The 16,630-nt window shown below is 71.3% G+C and carries 17 protein-coding genes; 7 read left to right on the top strand and 10 right to left on the bottom strand.

Annotated features, from left to right (window positions below; translation table 11 throughout):
- Positions 1 to 556: 556 nt before the first annotated feature.
- Complete coding sequence (locus ACIPXC_RS00005) at positions 557 to 1,198, bottom strand: DNA-3-methyladenine glycosylase (RefSeq protein ID WP_401611521.1); 642 nt, start codon at positions 1,196 to 1,198, stop codon at positions 557 to 559.
- 108 nt (positions 1,199 to 1,306) lie between these two features.
- On the opposite strand from ACIPXC_RS00005, the gene ACIPXC_RS00010 reads away from it, so the two are divergent.
- The 3 genes from ACIPXC_RS00010 (at position 1,307) to ACIPXC_RS00020 (ending at position 3,529) form a co-directional block, all read left to right on the top strand.
- Positions 1,307 to 2,089, top strand: a complete 783-nt coding sequence (locus tag ACIPXC_RS00010) for a sporulation protein (RefSeq protein WP_401611524.1) — start codon at positions 1,307 to 1,309, stop codon at positions 2,087 to 2,089.
- A gap of 250 nt (positions 2,090 to 2,339) precedes the next feature.
- Complete coding sequence (locus tag ACIPXC_RS00015; RefSeq protein ID WP_183069639.1) at positions 2,340 to 2,876, top strand: YbhB/YbcL family Raf kinase inhibitor-like protein; 537 nt, start codon at positions 2,340 to 2,342, stop codon at positions 2,874 to 2,876.
- A gap of 149 nt (positions 2,877 to 3,025) precedes the next feature.
- Positions 3,026 to 3,529 (top strand): HNH endonuclease, encoded by a 504-nt coding sequence (locus ACIPXC_RS00020; protein ID WP_401611526.1) that lies wholly within the window; start codon positions 3,026 to 3,028, stop codon positions 3,527 to 3,529.
- A 37-nt stretch (positions 3,530 to 3,566) separates the two neighbouring features.
- On the opposite strand, the gene ACIPXC_RS00025 is transcribed toward ACIPXC_RS00020, so the two are convergent.
- From ACIPXC_RS00025 to ACIPXC_RS00040, 4 genes are all read right to left on the bottom strand, one after another.
- Positions 3,567 to 4,337 carry a sulfite exporter TauE/SafE family protein gene (locus tag ACIPXC_RS00025; protein WP_392577319.1) on the bottom strand — a complete coding sequence of 257 codons (771 nt, stop codon included), beginning with the start codon at positions 4,335 to 4,337 and terminating at the stop codon, positions 3,567 to 3,569.
- Positions 4,338 to 4,428: 91 nt separating this feature from the next.
- Positions 4,429 to 5,415, bottom strand: coding sequence for an SPFH domain-containing protein (locus ACIPXC_RS00030; RefSeq protein WP_030962223.1), 987 nt, complete (start codon positions 5,413 to 5,415; stop codon positions 4,429 to 4,431).
- 84 nt (positions 5,416 to 5,499) lie between these two features.
- Positions 5,500 to 5,928: an NfeD family protein gene (locus tag ACIPXC_RS00035; RefSeq protein ID WP_401611530.1), complete on the bottom strand. Its 429-nt coding sequence runs from the start codon at positions 5,926 to 5,928 to the stop codon at positions 5,500 to 5,502.
- A gap of 264 nt (positions 5,929 to 6,192) precedes the next feature.
- Complete coding sequence (locus ACIPXC_RS00040; protein WP_401611533.1) at positions 6,193 to 6,987, bottom strand: ABC transporter ATP-binding protein; 795 nt, start codon at positions 6,985 to 6,987, stop codon at positions 6,193 to 6,195.
- 133 nt (positions 6,988 to 7,120) lie between these two features.
- Between ACIPXC_RS00040 and ACIPXC_RS00045 the strand changes: the two genes are divergently transcribed.
- The gene (locus ACIPXC_RS00045; RefSeq protein WP_401611535.1) at positions 7,121 to 7,894 is read left to right on the top strand and encodes a hypothetical protein; all 774 of its coding nucleotides are present in this window, start codon (positions 7,121 to 7,123) and stop codon (positions 7,892 to 7,894) included.
- 497 nt (positions 7,895 to 8,391) lie between these two features.
- Here the strand turns inward: ACIPXC_RS00045 and ACIPXC_RS00050 are convergent, their stop codons facing one another.
- The 4 genes from ACIPXC_RS00050 to ACIPXC_RS00065 form a co-directional block, all read right to left on the bottom strand.
- Positions 8,392 to 8,517 (bottom strand): hypothetical protein, encoded by a 126-nt coding sequence (locus tag ACIPXC_RS00050; protein ID WP_401611537.1) that lies wholly within the window; start codon positions 8,515 to 8,517, stop codon positions 8,392 to 8,394.
- 78 nt (positions 8,518 to 8,595) lie between these two features.
- On the bottom strand, positions 8,596 to 8,841 hold the full coding sequence (locus ACIPXC_RS00055) for a chaplin (RefSeq protein ID WP_030962220.1): 246 nt from the start codon (positions 8,839 to 8,841) through the stop codon (positions 8,596 to 8,598).
- 148 nt (positions 8,842 to 8,989) lie between these two features.
- Entirely contained in the window at positions 8,990 to 9,652 is a 663-nt protein-coding gene (locus ACIPXC_RS00060; protein ID WP_401611540.1) for a response regulator, read from the bottom strand.
- Entirely contained in the window at positions 9,645 to 10,808 is a 1,164-nt protein-coding gene (locus tag ACIPXC_RS00065; RefSeq protein WP_401611543.1) for a GAF domain-containing sensor histidine kinase, read from the bottom strand. Before ACIPXC_RS00065 ends, ACIPXC_RS00060 begins: the two co-directional genes overlap by 8 nt.
- A gap of 180 nt (positions 10,809 to 10,988) precedes the next feature.
- Between ACIPXC_RS00065 and ACIPXC_RS00070 the strand changes: the two genes are divergently transcribed.
- From ACIPXC_RS00070 to ACIPXC_RS00080, 3 genes are all read left to right on the top strand, one after another.
- A complete protein-coding gene (locus ACIPXC_RS00070; RefSeq protein WP_401611545.1) occupies positions 10,989 to 11,729 on the top strand; it encodes an SDR family NAD(P)-dependent oxidoreductase in 741 nt (246 codons plus the stop codon).
- 65 nt (positions 11,730 to 11,794) lie between these two features.
- Positions 11,795 to 12,931, top strand: coding sequence for an S-adenosylmethionine:tRNA ribosyltransferase-isomerase (locus ACIPXC_RS00075; RefSeq protein WP_401612004.1), 1,137 nt, complete (start codon positions 11,795 to 11,797; stop codon positions 12,929 to 12,931).
- A gap of 308 nt (positions 12,932 to 13,239) precedes the next feature.
- Complete coding sequence (locus tag ACIPXC_RS00080) at positions 13,240 to 13,929, top strand: transglycosylase SLT domain-containing protein (protein WP_401611548.1); 690 nt, start codon at positions 13,240 to 13,242, stop codon at positions 13,927 to 13,929.
- A gap of 90 nt (positions 13,930 to 14,019) precedes the next feature.
- Here ACIPXC_RS00080 and ACIPXC_RS00085 read toward each other — a convergent pair whose 3' ends face one another.
- Positions 14,020 to 16,560 (bottom strand): FHA domain-containing protein, encoded by a 2,541-nt coding sequence (locus tag ACIPXC_RS00085; protein WP_401611551.1) that lies wholly within the window; start codon positions 16,558 to 16,560, stop codon positions 14,020 to 14,022.
- Positions 16,561 to 16,630 lie beyond the last annotated feature (70 nt).

Genomic DNA, 16,630 nt, shown 5'->3' on the forward strand with positions numbered 1-16,630 from the left:
ACCCGTGATCGGGTGCACACGCACGAAAGAGCGGGCGCATCATGTCGGAATATGACCGACGCGCCACAACGTCCTCGCTGTGTTTGTCGCCTGCCGGCACCCGAAGGCCCGACAGGTCTTTTTCAAAGGAACCTCATCCACCGAAGTGGACGGGGTATCAACTTCTGGCGTTGATTTTTGGCACGCTGTTGAGTTCTCAAGGAACGGACGCTTCCTTCGTACTCACCTCAGCCTCTCGGCTGCGGCTTTCCTCCGGGCTTTCCTGTCTTGCGTTTCCAACTCTACCAGATCATTTCCGCGTCCTGCTTCTCGAAAGTCGCAGTCGATTCGGATTTGAATTCGGTGACCGTTGGGGGTCTTTGCCTCTCGGCTTTCCACTACGTTAGCGCTTTTCCCTTGCGACTCATAATCGAGCCGCCGGCCGGGAATTCGGGCATGCCGAATAGAGCCCCGCCAGGGGTAGGTCGTAGGTAGTGGGTTGGCCGCTCGAAGGTCTGCCGATGGCAGTGCCCCGTAAAAGCGGCTCGAGCAACGTTAGGCGTCCGGCCAGGGCGAGTCAAGTTGAGCGGCGGCGTGGCGCGTGGGCCCGGTAGGGGCTCACCGTCGGGTCGTGAGTGATCCAGAAGCGGTACGGGTGGTCCGCGCCGGCTCCGCCGACTCCCGTGCGCGGGCCGCTGCTCACCAGGTCGGACGAGGTGGGGGTACCCGCGAGGAGGGACAGCGGGGAAGCGGGGCCTCCGCAGAGGTCGGTCCCGTCCAGCGAGCGGTCGATGTCCAGGGCCATGGCGAGGCGGGCCGGCCCTTTGGCGAGTTCACGTGGGTTTCTGGCCGAAACTCGACGTTTGGCGGCCAGGTCGACACCGACCGTGATCTCGCCCGCGCGCACCAGCACCCCACTCGCCCGGCCCTCCGGGCCGCACACCAGGTTGAAGCTGAACCACATGCCGTAGATGAAGTAGACGTACGCGTGTCCGGGCGGGCCGAACATCGATGCGTTCCGTGCCGTGCGCCCGCGGTAGGCGTGCGAGCCCGGATCGGACTCCCCCTCGTACGCCTCCACCTCCGTGATGCGCAGTTCCAGGGGCCCCTCCCCGGTACGGCGGACGAGGGTGCGGCCGAGGAGGTCCGGGGCCACGGTGAGGGCCGGGCGGTCGAAGAAGGACCGGGACAGGGGCGTACGGTCAGGACGCGCGCTCATCCGGTCGAGCGTAGTGGACCGCGCCCACCTGCAACCGGGACCTAGTGTTCCGCGTTGGTATGGGGTAGTCGCGGCGTAGTCGCCAGAACGTTCAAGGGGAGTTTGAGCATGGGCTTCAAGAAGCTGTTCGCGAGCCTGGGTGCCGGTGGTGCTTCGGTGGACACGATCATCACCGAGCCGAACGTCGTTCCGGGCGGGATCGTCCAGGGCGAGGTCCGTATCCAGGGCGGATCCGTGGAGCAGCAGATCGAGGGGCTGTCCATCGGGCTGCAGGCGCGGGTCGAGGTCGAGGGTGGTGACCAGGAGTACAAGCAGAACGTCGTCTTCACGAAGCAGCGCCTCGGCGGGGCCTTCCAGGTGCAGGCCGGTGCGCTGCACGTGGTGCCGTTCGCGATGGAGATCCCCTGGGAGACGCCGATCACCCATTTCGCGGGTCAGTACCTGCACGGTATGAACATCGGGGTCAGCACCGAGCTGGAGATCGCCCGTGCGGTCGACGCCGGCGACCTCGACGCGATCAACGTGCACCCGGTACCGGCGCAGCAGGCGATCCTGGACGCCTTCCGGCAGCTGGGCTTCACCTTCCGCAGCGCGGACATGGAGCGGGGGCACATCCGCGGGACGCGGCAGACGCTGCCCTTCTACCAGGAGATCGAGTTCCTGCCGCCCTCGCAGTACCGGGGGCTGAACCAGGTCGAGCTGACCTTCGTCTCGGACGGCCGGGAGATGGACGTCGTCCTGGAGATGGACAAGAAGCCGGGTCTGTTCAGCGAGGGCAGTGACACCTACCGCTGCTTCCAGGTGGGTCTGCAGTCGTACCAGGGCACGGACTGGGCGGCGTACCTGAACCAGTGGATCGCCTCGGTGGGCTCGCAGCGCAACTGGTTCTGATCCGGACGGCGGGGACGGGCCCCGGACGCCAGTGGCGTCCGGGGTCTACTGGGCCGTCCCGCTCGCCTGCGCGGGCCCGCGCGCCCACGAGGCCGGTCGCCGGCGTCGCCACGCGTGCGACGGGCGCCGCGAGCGGCGGGAAACGAGAGGGTCTTGCAGGTTTCGCAACGCGCGGGGTGATCGACGATCTTGCTGGAGGCCTAGGCTCCGTCTTTGCAGGGGTTTCCCATTTCGACCAGGAGGTCTTGACGTGTCCGAACGTGACAGGGCGCCGCTCCCCCACGATTTCCATCCCGAGGTGCACGAGTTCACCGTGACGAGTGAGGACGTCTCCCACGGAGCGGACCTGCACGCCGCACAGGTCCTCACGGGGAAGAACGTCTCCCCGCACCTGCGTTGGGAGGGCTTCCCCGAGGGGACGAAGAGCTTCGCCGTGACCTGCTTCGACCCGGACGCGCCGACGGGCAGCGGGTTCTGGCACTGGGTCCTCTTCGACCTGCCCGTCTCGGTGACGGAGCTGCCGGCCGGTGCGGGCACGGGGGACTTCCCGGGCCTGCCGGAAGGTGCCGTGCACGCGCGGAACGACTACGGGACGCGGGACTTCGGCGGTGCGGCCCCGCCGCGCGGGGAGCGGCACCGCTACGTGTTCACCGTGTACGCGGTGGACCGTGAGCAGCTCGGCCCGGACGAGGACTCCTCGCCGGCGGTCGTCGGTTTCCATCTGCGGTTCCACGCCCTGGGGCGTGCGCAGCTCGTCGCCGAGTACGAGGCGCCCGCCGCGCGCTGATCGTTCGCCCGGCGTTTGCCCGGTCCTGGTCTAAAGAAGGCCGGGACCGGGCATTTTTATTGCGTTGTCCCGCGTGGCGCGCGCGGCCAGAGTGGTTGCGGGCCCTGCCGCCATGGTGGTCGCGGGCCTGCACACGGGAGGTGGGCGAGATGCGGGACACGCTGGTGCTGAATGCGAGCTTCGAGCCGCTGTCGACGGTGACGCTGAACCGGGCTGTGGTCCTGGTGCTGCAGGACAAGGCCGTCGTCGAACAGTCGCACCCCGATCTCCGTGTCCGCGCAGCGACCATGGACCTTCCGATGCCCCGGGTGATCAGGCTCTGCCGGTACGTCAGGGTGCCCTTCCGAAGACACGCTCCCTGGTCGCGGAGGGGGGTGTTGGTCCGGGACCAGCACCGGTGCGCCTACTGCGGCAAGCGCGCGACCACGGTGGACCACGTACTGCCGAGGGCGCAGGGCGGCGGGGACACCTGGCTGAACACGGTGGCGTCCTGTGCCGAGGACAACCACCGCAAAGCGGCCCGGACTCCGGAGGAGGCGGGGATGCCGCTCCTCCGGAAGCCCTTCGTACCGTCTCCGGCGGACGCCATGCTCCTTGCGCTGGGGGTGGCCGGGCGGGAGGCGCTCCCGGATTGGCTGGAGCGTTCCGCCTAGGACGTCTGCGCTGGGCGGCGTAGTTCTGCTACGTCGCTCAGCGGACCAGCAGCTGGACGATCGCGAGGATCCCGACCGTTACGATGACGCCGCGCAGGACGGTCGGCGGGAGGCGGCGGCCGACCTTGGCGCCGATCTGGCCGCCGATCGTCGAGCCGACGGCGATGAGGAGCACGGCCGTCCAGTCGAACTCGGCGACGAACAGGAAGAAGACGGCCGCGATGCCGTTCACCAGGGCGGCGATGACGTTCTTGACGGCGTTGATCCGTTGCAGGTCGTCGTGGAGCAGCAGGCCCATCAGCCCGAGGTAGAGCACGCCCTGGGCCGCGCCGAAGTAGCCGCCGTAGGCGCTGGAGAGCAGCATGCCGCCGAGCAGGACCGGGCCTCCGTCGGGGTGGCCGGTGTCGCCCCCGGCGGCTTCCTGACGGCGGCGCAGGGCGGCGGCGAGCCGGGGCTGCAGGACGACGAGGACGAGTGCGAGTCCGATCAGGATCGGCACGATGGTGTCGAAGGAGTCCGACGGCAGGGCGAGGAGCAGGGCCGCGCCGGTGAGTCCTCCGACGGCCGAGACCGAGCCGAGGCGCAGGATGCGGGCGCGCTGCCCTTGGAGCTCCTTGCGGTAGCCGATGGCCCCGCTGATCGAACCGGGCACCAGGCCCAGGGTGTTGGACACGTTGGCGGTGACCGGTGGCAGACCGGTGGCCAGCAGCACCGGGAAGGTGATGAGGGTGCCGGAGCCGACGATGGTGTTGATCGTGCCCGCGCCGATGCCGGCGGCGAGAACCGCGAGTGATTCCCAGATGGACATGGACTGTGCCATCCCCTTTGCATGAGTGAGTCGCCTCCCCGCCATGAAGGTCGAGGGGCCTCACTGATCATGCATCAGGGGGTGTGCGGGCTCAGTCGATGGGGGGCTGCTCGCGACGCTCGGCGGCGTCCTTGTCGCGGGCGGCCGGGATGCCACCGCCGTCCTTGCCGGAACCCTGCGGGTTGAATCCCGAACCTCCGCCGAGGGGACCGAAGTTGCCCATGGCGCCGGAGAGGCCCTTCAGTGCGTCGCCGATCTCGCTGGGTACGATCCAGAGCTTGTTGGCGTCGCCCTCGGCGATCTTCGGGAGCATCTGCAGGTACTGGTAGGCGAGGAGCTTCTGGTCGGCGTCGCCGGCGTGGATGGACTCGAACACCGTACGAATGGCCTGCGCTTCACCCTCGGCCTTGAGCGCGGCGGCCTTGGCCTCACCCTCGGCGCGCAGGATGGAGGACTGCTTCTCACCCTCGGCGCGCAGGATCTCGGACTGCCGGACACCTTCGGCCTGGAGGATCGCGGCCCGCTTGTCGCGGTCGGCGCGCATCTGCTTCTCCATCGAGTCCTGGATGGAGGTGGGCGGCTCGATGGCCTTGAGCTCGACGCGGTTGACGCGGATGCCCCACTTGCCGGTGGCCTCGTCGAGGACCCCGCGCAGGGCGGCGTTGATCTCCTCGCGGGAGGTGAGGGTGCGCTCCAGGTCCATGCCGCCGATGATGTTGCGCAGCGTGGTGACGGTGAGCTGCTCGATGGCCTGGATGTAGCTGGCCACTTCGTACGTCGCGGCCCGGGCGTCGGTCACCTGGTAGTAGATGACGGTGTCGATGTTGACGACCAGGTTGTCCTGGGTGATGACGGGCTGCGGCGGGAAGGGGACGACCTGTTCGCGCAGGTCGATCCGGTTGCGGATGGAGTCGATGAACGGGACGACGATGTTGAGGCCCGCGTTGAGGGTGCGGGTGTAGCGGCCGAACCGCTCGACGATGGCGGCGCTGGCCTGCGGGATCACCTGGATCGTCTTGACCAGTGCGATGAAGACCAGAACCACCAGAATGATCAGGACGATGATGATCGGTTGCATGCGGTTCCCCGTGCCCTTCCGGCTGTCTGTGCTGCCCCGTTGATCGGAGTCTCGCAGACCTGTGGGCCGCGAGCAGGCTGCTTCTCACATCACGACGGCGGTCGCCCCGTCGATCTCCACCACGTCGACGGACTGGCCGGGCTCGAAGCTGGTGTCCGCGTCGAGGGTACGGGCGGACCAGATCTCGCCGGCGAGCTTGATGCGGCCGCCGCTGCCGTCGACGCGTTCGAGGACGACTGCGGTTCTGCCCCTCAACGCGTCGACTCCGCTGCGGTGCTGGGGCCGCTGGTCGCGGTGCCGTTTCGCGATGGGCCGGACGACGGCGACGAGCGCGACCGACACGACCACGAACACCAGGACTTGGGCCACCACTCCCCCGCCGAGGGCCGCCGTGACGGCGGCCGCCACCGCCCCGACGGCGAACATGCCGAACTCCGGCATGGCGGTCAGGACCAGGGGGATGCCCAGTCCGACCGCGCCGATGAGCCACCACACCCACGCGTCGATGTCCACGTGGTCATGGTAGGTCGGGTGGGCGCGGTCGGGACAGGGTGCGGGGGCCTGTACCGGAGGGTGACCGGCGCGGCTGCTCGGTGGCGGCTAGGGCGTGTTTCGAAAGTAGCGCCGTCCGCCCGGAGGGCGGGCCCCGCGGCGTCTGGTGCGTGCGATCGCAAGGCGGAGGGTCGTCCTCGTACTGGGCGTACTTGGACGATCCCGACAACGCGGCGAGCGTGCGTACCAGGCGCCGCGGGGCAGGCGGGACTTTCGAAACACGCCCTAGCCGAGGGGCAGGCCCTGGGCGGTCCAGCGGTCGGTCCCGTTGCGCTCGACGACCAGGGGGAGGCCGAAGCAGAGCGAGAGGTTGCGGGAGGTCAGTTCGAGGTCGATGGGACCGGCGGTGACGACCTTGCCCTGGCGGATCATCAGGACGTGGGTGAAACCGGGGGCGATCTCCTCGACGTGGTGCGTGACCATGACCATGGAGGGGGCGAGCGGGTCGCGGGCGAGGCGGCCGAGGCGGCGTACGAGGTCCTCGCGGCCGCCGAGGTCGAGGCCGGCGGCGGGCTCGTCGAGGAGCAGGAGCTCGGGGTCGGTCATCAGCGCTCGGGCGATCAGGGTGCGCTTGCGCTCGCCCTCGGAGAGGGTGCCGAACTTCCGGTCGAGGTACTCGGTCATGCCGAGCCGGTCGAGGAAGGCGAGGGCGCGCTGCTCGTCGACGGCCTCGTACTCCTCCTGCCAGGTCGCGGTCATGCCGTAGGCGGCGGTGAGGACGGTCTGCAGGACGGTCTGCCGCTTGGGGAGCTTGTCGGCCATCGCGATGCCGGCCATGCCGATGCGGGGGCGCAGTTCGAAGACGTCGACCTTGCCGAGGGTGCTGCCGAGGATGGTGGCGGAGCCCTTGGTGGGGAAGAGGTAGCTGGAGGCGAGGTTCAGCAGAGTGGTCTTGCCGGCGCCGTTGGGGCCGAGGATCACCCAGCGCTCACCCTCCTTCACCGACCAGGAGACCTGGTCCACCAGAGCCCGGCCCTCGCGGACCACGGATACGTCCACCAGCTCCAGAACATCGCTCATGAGCGTGTTGTCACCCCTTGCAGTCACGGTTCACTGTGCGCCGGTAGACGCAGCCCCAGGGGAAAACCTACGCCACTGGGGAAGGGGTCCGGGGCCGGGGCCCGGTGCCGGGGCCGATCCGTAAAGTGGGGGGATGCTTTTCGAACCACGTTCAGGGCGGCTGGCCGCCTGGGGGAACGCGCTGCTGGCCGGTCTGGTCTCGCCCGACGAAGCCGCGATGTCGATCGTGGGTGAGGACGCCGTGCACCGGGTGGAGGGTCTGCCGGGCGAGGCGGGTCCGGTGGGGCTCACGCTGGCGCTCGGCCGGCTCCGCGCGCTGGGGGTGACGGGACTGCGGGTGGCGCTGCCGGTGCCGGGGCATCCGCTCGGGCTGAGCGGGCCGCCGGAGTTCAACGCGCGGGCGCTGGAGGCCGAGGAGGCGATCGTCGCGGTGGGAGCGGCGCTGGGGCTGGTTCCGGAGGTGACGGAGGCCGGCCCGGCCGGTGACGTGCATGTGTCGGTGACCTGGCACGTGCTGCCGGTACGGGAGGCCCCGCCGGCGGACGTGCCGTCGCTCGGCGAGGCGGAGCGGGAGCTGGCGGAGGCGCTGCGCGAGGCGACCGTGGTGTTGACCCGGCTGGACGTGGCGGGGTCGGGTCCGGTGGCGGAGGCGGCGCTGTCGGCGTACCGGGCGCGGGCGGATGCGGGGCGGGACGCGCTGGCGCCGGGGTATCCGGCGCGGGCGGTACGGGTGCTGGCGCTGGCGCAGCGGGTCGATCTGATGGTGTCGCTGGCGTACGAGAGCGGGCACGGGGGTGCGGTGGCCGCGTCGGAGATGGCGGCGCGGTCGGAGGCCTTGCGGCCGGTGGAGCGGGTCGCACGGCGGGCGCTGGTTGCCGCGTACAACGCGGCGGTGGAGCAGCACTAGCGGTTCTGTCGGCTCTTTCGGATCTTGCCGGATGGGCCCGGGGCGTCCGGTGCGGTGCCTCGCGAGGCGGAGGGTGCCTGCGTACGGGACGTACTCGGGCGCCCCGGCGGCTGAGCGCGGTGCCGTGCCGCGGGCCGGGCAGGGCAGGGCCGGGCAGGGCCGTGCCGGGCAGGGCCGTGCCGGGCAGGGCCGTGCCGGGCAGGGCAGGGCCGGGCAGGGCAGGGCCGGGCCGGATCCGGGAGAGGGTCCGGGTCGTGTCCGGGACGGAGCGCCGGCCGCCGGGGCGGGGCGGGCGCGGCGGCGTCCGGTGCGTGGGGCCTCCCCGGGCCCGCAGATCGCGACGCGGCGAAGCGCCGGTGTCGGGGGCCGCGGGGCGGGGCGGGACGTTGCGGAAACGCCCCGGCCGTACGCCTCCTGCGGGGTTCCGGGAACCGGGCTGCGCCCGGCCTCGTGGGGGGGGCGGCCCGGTGCTCGGGGTCAGCCGTCGGCCCCGTGTCTCATGCGTCGGCGGGGCTGGCGGTGGCCAGGCCCGTGGGGACGTCGTCCACGACGCCGCCGTTGCGGGTGTCGACGACCGAGACGGTGTCGGAGTGCAGGCTCGCGCCGGGGGCGTGCGGCAGCATCCGTCCGCCGTCCGGACACGAGGATGCGGCCCCGCTTCCAGGGAGAGGGGGGAAGCGGGGCCGCAGGTCGGGACGGGGTCAGGCGTTCACGCCGGTGTTGCCCCACGCGCCGTTGAGCAGGCCGATCACGTTGACCGTGTTGCCCACGACGTTCACCGGGACGTGTACCGGGGCCTGGACGAGGTTCCCCGAGGCCACGCCGGGCGAGTTCAGGGCCTCGCCCTCCGCCGACGCACCGCCGTGCGCCGAGGAGACACCCGCGCCGGCGGCGAGGAGGCCGCCCGCGATCATGGTGACGGCTGCGGCCTTCTTGAAGTTCTTCACGTTCTCGTCCTCCAGTACGTCGGCCGCGACCAGCCGTCGCGGCACGTCATGGAGAACGGCCGCCCACGGCCGGGGATACGCCATGTGGGCTACATACACCCGACCGTATGAATCTCAGACCGGAAGGACTCGGTCCGATTCGGCCGCCTCACTCCGTTATTCCGTGCCTGACCGCCCACAATGCGGCCTGGGTCCGGTCGGAAAGGTCCAACTTCATCAGGATGTTCGAGACGTGCGTCTTGACCGTCTTCTCGGACAGCACCAGCGCGCGGGCGATCTCGCGGTTGGAACGGCCGTCCGCGATGAGGCCGAGGACCTCCCGCTCGCGGTCGGTCAGCGAGCCGGGGCGGCCCGCCGCCGGGCTCTGCTCCTCCTGGGCGAGCAGGGCCTCGGCCACCTCCGGCTGGAGCACGACATGACCGGCGCGGACGGAGCGGATCGCTGCGGCCAGGGCGTCGGGGTCGATGTCCTTGTAGACGTATCCGGCGGCGCCCGCGCGCAGGGCGGGGACCGCGGTCCGCTGCTCCGTGAAGCTGGTGACGATCAGCACCCGCGCGGGGTTCGCCGGCTCGCGCAGCCGGCGCAGGGCCTCGATGCCGTCGGTGCCCGGCATCTTCACGTCCATGAGGATCACGTCGGGCCGCAGCTCCTCGGCGCGGGCGATGCCCTCCTCGCCGTCGGAGGCCTCCCCGACCACCTCGATGTCCTCCTGGACCTCCAGGAAGGTGCGCAGGCCCCGCCGGACCACCTGGTGGTCGTCGACCAGCAGGACCCGGATACGGCTGGCGCTTCGGCCGGTGCTGTCAGCCACCGGGTACCTCCATCTCGATCGTGGTGCCCTGCCCGGGCTCCGAGTGCACGGTGAGGCGGCCTCCGACACCGCTCGCGCGGTCCCGCATGGAGACCAGCCCCAGATGACGGCCCGCCCGGCGGACGGCCAGGGGGTCGAAGCCCTTGCCGGAGTCGACGACCCTGAGGACGGCGCCCCCGGCGGCTGTACGGGCCAGGGTGACCTCGACCCGGTCGCCGTCCGCGTGGCGCAGGGCGTTGTGGAGGGCCTCCTGGGCGACGCGCAGCACCGCTTCCTCCTGGGCGGCGGGGAGGGCCCGTACGCCGTCGCAGGTGAAGGTGACGTGCGCGGTGTGCGCGCGGTCGAGTACGTGCACGTGCGTGCGCAGGGTGGCCACCAGGCCGTCCTCGTCCAGGGCTGCCGGGCGCAGCTCGGTCACGGCGGCGCGCAGTTCGTCGGCGGCCTCCGCCGCGAGGGCGGCCACCTGCTGGAGCTCGTCCTTGGCGCGGGCCGGATCGCGGTCGACGAGGGTCGCGGCGGCCTGGGCGGTGAGGCGCAGGGAGAAGAGCTTCTGGCTGACGGCGTCGTGCAGTTCGTGCGCGAGCCGGGAGCGTTCCTCCGCGATGGTGAGCTCGCGGCTGCGTTCGTAGAGCCGGGCGTTGGTGAGGGCGATGGCCGCGTGCTGTGCGAGGAGGGAGAGCAGTTCCTGGTCCTCGTCGGTGAAGACGCGGTCGGTGCCGTCGGGTGCGCCCCGCTTGTTCGCGAGGAAGATCGCGCCGAGGGTCTCCTCGCCGTCCCGGACCGGCATGCCCAGGAAGTCGGACATCTCGGGGTGGGCGGCGGGCCAGCCCTCGAAGCGGGGGTCCTTGCGTACGTCGGCCAGTCGCTCGGGGCCGTCCTCGTGGAGCATCGCGGCGAGGATGCCGTGCTGCCGGGGCAGCGGGCCGATCTGCCGCCACTGTTCCGCGCTGATGCCGTCGACGACGAACTGGGCGAAGCCGCCGTGGTCGTCCGGGACGCCGAGGGCCGCGTACTCGGCGTCCAGCAGTTCGCGGGCCGACACCACGATCGTGCGCAGGACGTCGCGGACCTCCAGGCGGCGGCTCATGGCGAGCAGCGCGGTGCTCACGGCGGCCAGGCCGCTGCGGGGTCCGCCCTGCGGGGGGCTTGCGGTCATGGCCTCACCGTACCGGCGGCCGTGACCTGCGGGATCGGGCGGTGGAGGGACTCCGGGCCCGCCGCAGGGCGTAGGTCGAAGGGACCGGTACGGGTGGGGCCGGCGGCCGACGCGGGTGCGACCCGGCGGTTCCTAGGTTGAGGGCATCTGCTGATCGGGACGAAGGCGAGAGGTGCTGTCATGTCGGTGGCGATCGTGACGGGGGCTTCCAGGGGGCTCGGCCGGGCACTGGCCGGGGAGCTGGCGGGGCGCGGCTGGGACCTGGTGCTGAGCGCGCGGGGTGGGGCGGCGCTGGGGGAGGTGGCGGCCGGGCTGGAGCGGGCCGAGGGGGTGCGGGTGGTGGCGGTGGCCGGTGACGTGTCCGCGGCGGCGCACCGGGCGGCGCTGGTGGCGGCCGCACGGGGGCTGGGCGGGCTGGACCTGCTGGTCAACAACGCGGGGGTGCTGGGGGCCGAGCCGCTGGTGCCGCTGGCGGCCCAGCCGGAGGCCGGGCTGCGCGAGGCGTTCGAGGTCAATGTGCTGGGGCCGCTGGGGCTGGTCCAGGAGGGGCTGGTGCTGCTGCGGGCCTCGGCGGCGGGGGCGGTGCTGAACATCAGCTCGGACGCCGCGGTGGTTCCGTACGCCACGTGGGGTGCGTACGGGGCGACCAAGGCGGCCGTGGACCTGATGTCGTCCGTGCTGGCGGTGGAGGAGCCGGGGCTGCGGGTGTGGTGGGCGGATCCGGGGTCGATGCGGACGCGGATGATGGCGGCGGCCGAGCCGGGTGAGGACCTGGCGGGGCTGCCGGCGCCGGAGGAGGTGGCGCCGGTGCTGCTGCGGCTGCTGGAGCGGGGTCTGCCGAGCGGGCGGTACACGGCGGAGGGGCTGGCCGCGGCTCAGGCACCGGCCGGGTCCTCGGCGGGCGGCGGGACCGAGCGATGAGCGGGACCGGTGCGTACGTCGGCGGGGTGGACGGGAGTCGGGCCGGGACGGGAGGCCGGGCGGCGATGGTGCGGGAGGAGACGACGGCAGGACTGTATATAAGGGACATTCCTCGCGAACTGCTGGCTCGGGTTCCGGCCGAGCAGCGGGGTCCGGGGCTGGGGCGGGACGCGGTACGGCTGCTGGTGTCCCGGGGCAGCACCCGGGTGTCGCTGCACGGCTTCCGGGAGCTGCCGCACCTGCTGCGGGCCGGTGACGTGCTGGTGGTGAACACCTCGGCCACCCTCGCGGCCGCAGTGGACGCCCGGCTGGGCGGCGAGGCCCTGGTGGTGCACTTCTCGACCCGGGGTGACGACGGCCGCTGGGCGGTGGAGCTGCGCACCCCGGCGGGCGGCGGGACGACCCGGCCGCGGCCGGGCGGGCCGGCCGGTGCGGTGGTGGAGCTGCCGGGTGGCCGCCGCCTGGTCCTGGAGGAGCCGCTGGCCGCGGGTGCGGACCGGCTCTGGTGGGCGCGGCCCTGCTCCGACCGCTCCTCCTCCGACCGCTCCCCCTCCGACCGGCCCTCCCCCGTTCCGTACGGCGTTCCGGAGCTGCTGCGGGAGCACGGGCGGCCGATCCGGTACGCCTACACCGAGCGGGACCTGCCGCTGTCGGTGTACCAGACGGTGTTCTCGGCGCCCGAGTCCGACGGGGCGGGCTCGGCGGAGATGCCGAGCGCGGGCCGGCCCTTCACGGCGGAGCTGGTGGCGCGGCTGGTGAGCCGGGGGGTGCAGTTCGCCCCGCTGACCCTGCACACGGGGGTGGCCTCACAGGAGGCGCACGAACCGCCGTACCCGGAGCGGTACACGGTGCCGGCCACGACGGCGGCGCTGGTGAACGCGGCGAGGGCCGGGGGCGGGCGGGTGATCGCGGTGGGGACCACCGCGGTGCGGGCGCTGGAGTCCGCGGCGGACCCGCGGGGGGTGGTGCGCGCGGCGGGCGGGTGGACCGACCTGGTGGTGACGCCGGAGCGCGGGGTGCGGGTGGTGGACGGCCTGCTGACCGGGCTGCACGAGCCCGAGGCCTCCCACCTGCTGATGCTGGAGGCGGTGGCGGGGCGGGACGCGGTACGGCTGGGGTATGCGCAGGCGCTGGCCCGGCTCTGCCTCTGGCACGAGTTCGGCGACGTCCATCTCCTCCTCAGGGATGACAACCGTCACTGAATGAATTGCTGGAGCAACGCATGGTGAGGACGACGTAAGGGCGGTGTGAGCCCCGGCATAGGACCCACATCACTTACGAAGCTCCCTAGTGGAGGAGACCAGGCCCTGTCAGGGCGGACGGGCGTAGCGCCGAGGCCGGAAAACGCGCCTCGGCGCCCGCCCCTGATCCACTAAGCGGGATCGTACGTCACACCTTTGCCACAGGATTTTGCCGCCGCTAAGAATTGCTCCCGTCGCCAGGCGCCGCGGATCCCGGATCCGCTCGGCGCCTTCCTGCGGCCCCCGCTATTCGAAGAGGTTGCCCCGCCATGTCTGCTTCCCGCACTCCCGGTCACAGTCGTCTGACGAAGGCACACAAGCTGTCCATCGCCGGTGTCGCCACCCTGAGCGCCGCCGCCGTCGCCTTCTCCCTCGTCCCGGCCGACGCAGCCGAGGCCGAGACCCTCTCGGCCGCCCCCGTCGCCTGGACCCAGGCCGTGAACGGCACGCAGACGAAGGCCCTGTACGGCCACCTCTCCACGCAGCACGTCATCGCCGACGCCAACGCCAAGGCCGCCGCCGTCGCCGCGAAGGCCAAGGCCGACGCAGACGCCAAGGCCAAGGCCGAGGCCGCCGCGAAGAAGGCCCGCGAGCAGAAGGCGGCCGCCAGCCGCTCCGCCGCCCGCACCCCCGTCTTCGCGAACAACCTTGACGGCTGGATCAAGGAGGCCCTCTTCATCATGAAGAAGGAGGGCATTCCGGGCACGTACGCCGGTATTCACCGCAACATCATGCGCGAGTCCAGCGGCAACCCGCTGGCGATCAACAACTGGGACATCAACGCCCGCAACGGCGTCCCCAGCAAGGGTCTGCTCCAGGTCATCTACCCGACCTTCAAGGCGTACCACGTCAAGGGCACCAAGTTCGACCAGTACGACCCGGTCGCCAACATCGTCGCCGCCTGCAACTACGCGGCCGACCGGTACGGCTCGATGGACAACGTCAACAGCGCCTACTAGGCCTTCGGCGGTCCTCGCCCACCCCGACACGCGCCGAAGGGCGGCACCCGGATCACGGATCCCGGGTGCCGCCCTTCGGCTTTCCGGCGCTTACTTGCCCGCGCGCATGACCTCGGGCTCGTGGCGGCGCAGCAGGCGCTGCACCAGGAACCCGCAGGCGATACCGAGGGCCAGCAGGACGATGATGTTCAGGCTCCACTGGCCGACCGTGGCGTCCCAGAGCGGGTCGGTGTTGGTCGGGTTGTCCTGGTCCCACGGCGGCATGAGCCTGCCGAGGTTCAGGGTGGTGCCGGCGGCGGCGATGGCCCAGCGGGACGGCATCAGCCAGGCGAACTGCTCCAGGCCCGGGGAGTCGTACACCTGGAAGAGGATGCCGGTGAAGACGACCTGGACGATCGCGAACATGACCAGGAGCGGCATGGTCTTCTCGGCGGTCTTCACCAGCGAGGAGATGACCAGGCCGAACATCATCGAGGTGAAGCCGAGCGCGATGACCGACACGCACAGCTCGACGGCCGGCGGCATCAGCAGGCCCTCGGTGGGCAGGTCGCGCGGGGTGAAGCCGATCGCGCAGATGATCACGCCCTGGATGGCCGTGATGAAGCCGAGGACGATCACCTTCGACATGAGGTACGCCGACCGGGACAGGCCGGTCGCGCGCTCACGCTCGTAGATGACGCGTTCCTTGATCAGCTCACGGACCGAGTTGGCGGCGCCGGAGAAGCACATGCCGACCGCGAGGATCAGCATGATCGTGCCCGCGTCGCCGTTGAAGCGCGACGGCGGCCTCGGCGGCGCCAGGCCGAAGGTCGCGGGGATGACCGTGGAGACCACGCCCAGGACGGCCGGCAGGATCAGCATCAGACCCATGAAGCCCTTGTCCGACGCGATCACCGAGACGTAGCGGCGGATCAGCGTCCACAGCTGCGAGCCCCAGCCCTGCGGCTTGGCGGGGCGCATCTGCTGGGCCGGCGGCATGACGACCGGCTGCGGGGCGACCGCGTCGAGCTCGGCGGCGTAGAGCTGGTAGTGCTGGGAGCCCTTCCAGCGGCCCGCCCAGTCGTAGTCGCGGTAGTTCTCGAAGGCCGAGAAGACGTCCGCCCACGTGCCGTAGCCGAAGAAGTTCAGCGCCTCGTCCGGCGGGCCGAAGTAGGCGACGGACCCGCCCGGAGCCATGACCAGCAGCTTGTCGCAGAGCGACAGCTCGGCGACGGAGTGCGTGACGACGAGGACCGTGCGGCCGTCGTCGGCGAGGCCGCGCAGCAGCTGCATGACGTCGCGGTCCATGCCCGGGTCGAGACCGGAGGTCGGCTCGTCCAGGAAGATCAGCGAGGGCTTGGTGAGCAGCTCCAGGGCGACGGACACGCGCTTGCGCTGACCACCCGAGAGCGCGGTGATCTTCTTGTCCTTGTGGATGTCGAGCTTGAGCTCGCGCAGCACCTCGTCGATGCGGGCGGAGCGCTCGGACTCGGCGGTGTCGCCGGGGAAGCGGAGCTTGGCCGCGTACTTGAGCGCGGTGCTGACCTTCAGCTCCTTGTGCAGGATGTCGTCCTGCGGGACCAGGCCGATGCGCTGGCGGAGTTCCGCGAACTGCTTGTACAGGTTGCGGTTGTCGTAGAGGACGTCGCCCTGGTCGGCGGGCCGGTAGCCGGTCAGCGCCTTGAGCAGGGTGGACTTGCCGGAGCCGGACGGGCCGATGACGCCGATCAGCGACTTCTCCGGGACGCCAAAGGTGACGTCCTTGAGGATCTGCTTGCCGCCGTCGACCGTGACGGTGAGGTGGCGGGCCGAGAAGGAGACCTCGCCGGTGTCGACGAACTCCTCCAGGCGGTCCCCGACGATGCGGAACGTCGAGTGGCCGACGCCGACGATGTCGTTCGGGCCGAGGAGCTGGGTGCCGGACTTGGGCAGCGGCTGGCCGTTGACGTAGGTGCCGTTGTGGCTGCCGAGGTCGCGGATCTCGAAGCGGCCGCCGGGCATCGAGTGGAACTCGGCGTGGTGGCGGGAGACCTGGAGGTCGGAGACCACCAGGTCGTTCTCCAGCGCACGGCCGATCCGCATGACGTGGCCCAGCGCGAGCTGGTGGAACGTCGTCGGGCTGCGGTCGCCGCCGTAGCCCGGTGCGCCGCCCTGCGCCTGGCCGGGCGCGGCGCCGCCCTGCTGGTGCGGGACGTGGGCCTGCGGCTGCTGGGGCTGCTGGGGCTGCTGGTTCCAGGCCTGCTGGGGCTGCTGGGGCTGCTGCGGGGCCTGGTAGGCCGCGGACTGCGGCTGGGGGTACGCCTGGGCCGGCGTCTGCTGTGCCTGCTGCGCGTGCGCTGCCACGGCGGACTGCGGCGCGCCGGCGGCGCTCAGATTCAGCCGCGGTCCGTCGGTGGCGTTGCCCAGGTGGACCCGCGTGCCGGGCACCAGCGCGATCTGCTGGACCCTGGCCCCCTGTACGTAGGTGCCGTTGGTGCTGCCGTGGTCGTCGAGCCCCCAACCCTGGCCGTTCCAGGCGATGGTGGCGTGCCGCCATGACACCCGCGCATCGTCGATCACCACGTCTCCCTGGGGGTCACGCCCGAGGGAGTACGACCTGGACGGATCGAGCGTCCAGGTCCTGCCATTCAATTCCAGTACGAGTTCCGGCACTCCAGCCCCACTTAAGTCCCCCGAGAATCCCCCATGACGTCAGGGAGTCTAGGGATGGCGAACATCCGGG

Source organism: Streptomyces sp. NPDC090021 (assembly GCF_044748225.1).
Classification (GTDB): Bacteria; Actinomycetota; Actinomycetes; order Streptomycetales; family Streptomycetaceae; genus Streptomyces.

Coding starts and splice junctions, on each gene's coding strand:
- ACIPXC_RS00030 (WP_030962223.1), bottom strand. CDS start 5,415: ATGCAACCGATCATCATCGTCCTGATCATTCTGGTGGTTCTGGTCTTC.
- ACIPXC_RS00075 (WP_401612004.1), top strand. CDS start 11,795: ATGGTGCGGGAGGAGACGACGGCAGGACTGTATATAAGGGACATTCCT.
- ACIPXC_RS00020 (WP_401611526.1), top strand. CDS start 3,026: ATGCGGGACACGCTGGTGCTGAATGCGAGCTTCGAGCCGCTGTCGACG.
- ACIPXC_RS00045 (WP_401611535.1), top strand. CDS start 7,121: ATGCTTTTCGAACCACGTTCAGGGCGGCTGGCCGCCTGGGGGAACGCG.
- ACIPXC_RS00070 (WP_401611545.1), top strand. CDS start 10,989: ATGTCGGTGGCGATCGTGACGGGGGCTTCCAGGGGGCTCGGCCGGGCA.
- ACIPXC_RS00050 (WP_401611537.1), bottom strand. CDS start 8,517: ATGCTGCCGCACGCCCCCGGCGCGAGCCTGCACTCCGACACCGTCTCG.
- ACIPXC_RS00065 (WP_401611543.1), bottom strand. CDS start 10,808: ATGACCGCAAGCCCCCCGCAGGGCGGACCCCGCAGCGGCCTGGCCGCC.
- ACIPXC_RS00040 (WP_401611533.1), bottom strand. CDS start 6,987: ATGAGCGATGTTCTGGAGCTGGTGGACGTATCCGTGGTCCGCGAGGGC.
- ACIPXC_RS00025 (WP_392577319.1), bottom strand. CDS start 4,337: ATGTCCATCTGGGAATCACTCGCGGTTCTCGCCGCCGGCATCGGCGCG.
- ACIPXC_RS00080 (WP_401611548.1), top strand. CDS start 13,240: ATGTCTGCTTCCCGCACTCCCGGTCACAGTCGTCTGACGAAGGCACAC.
- ACIPXC_RS00005 (WP_401611521.1), bottom strand. CDS start 1,198: ATGAGCGCGCGTCCTGACCGTACGCCCCTGTCCCGGTCCTTCTTCGAC.
- ACIPXC_RS00010 (WP_401611524.1), top strand. CDS start 1,307: ATGGGCTTCAAGAAGCTGTTCGCGAGCCTGGGTGCCGGTGGTGCTTCG.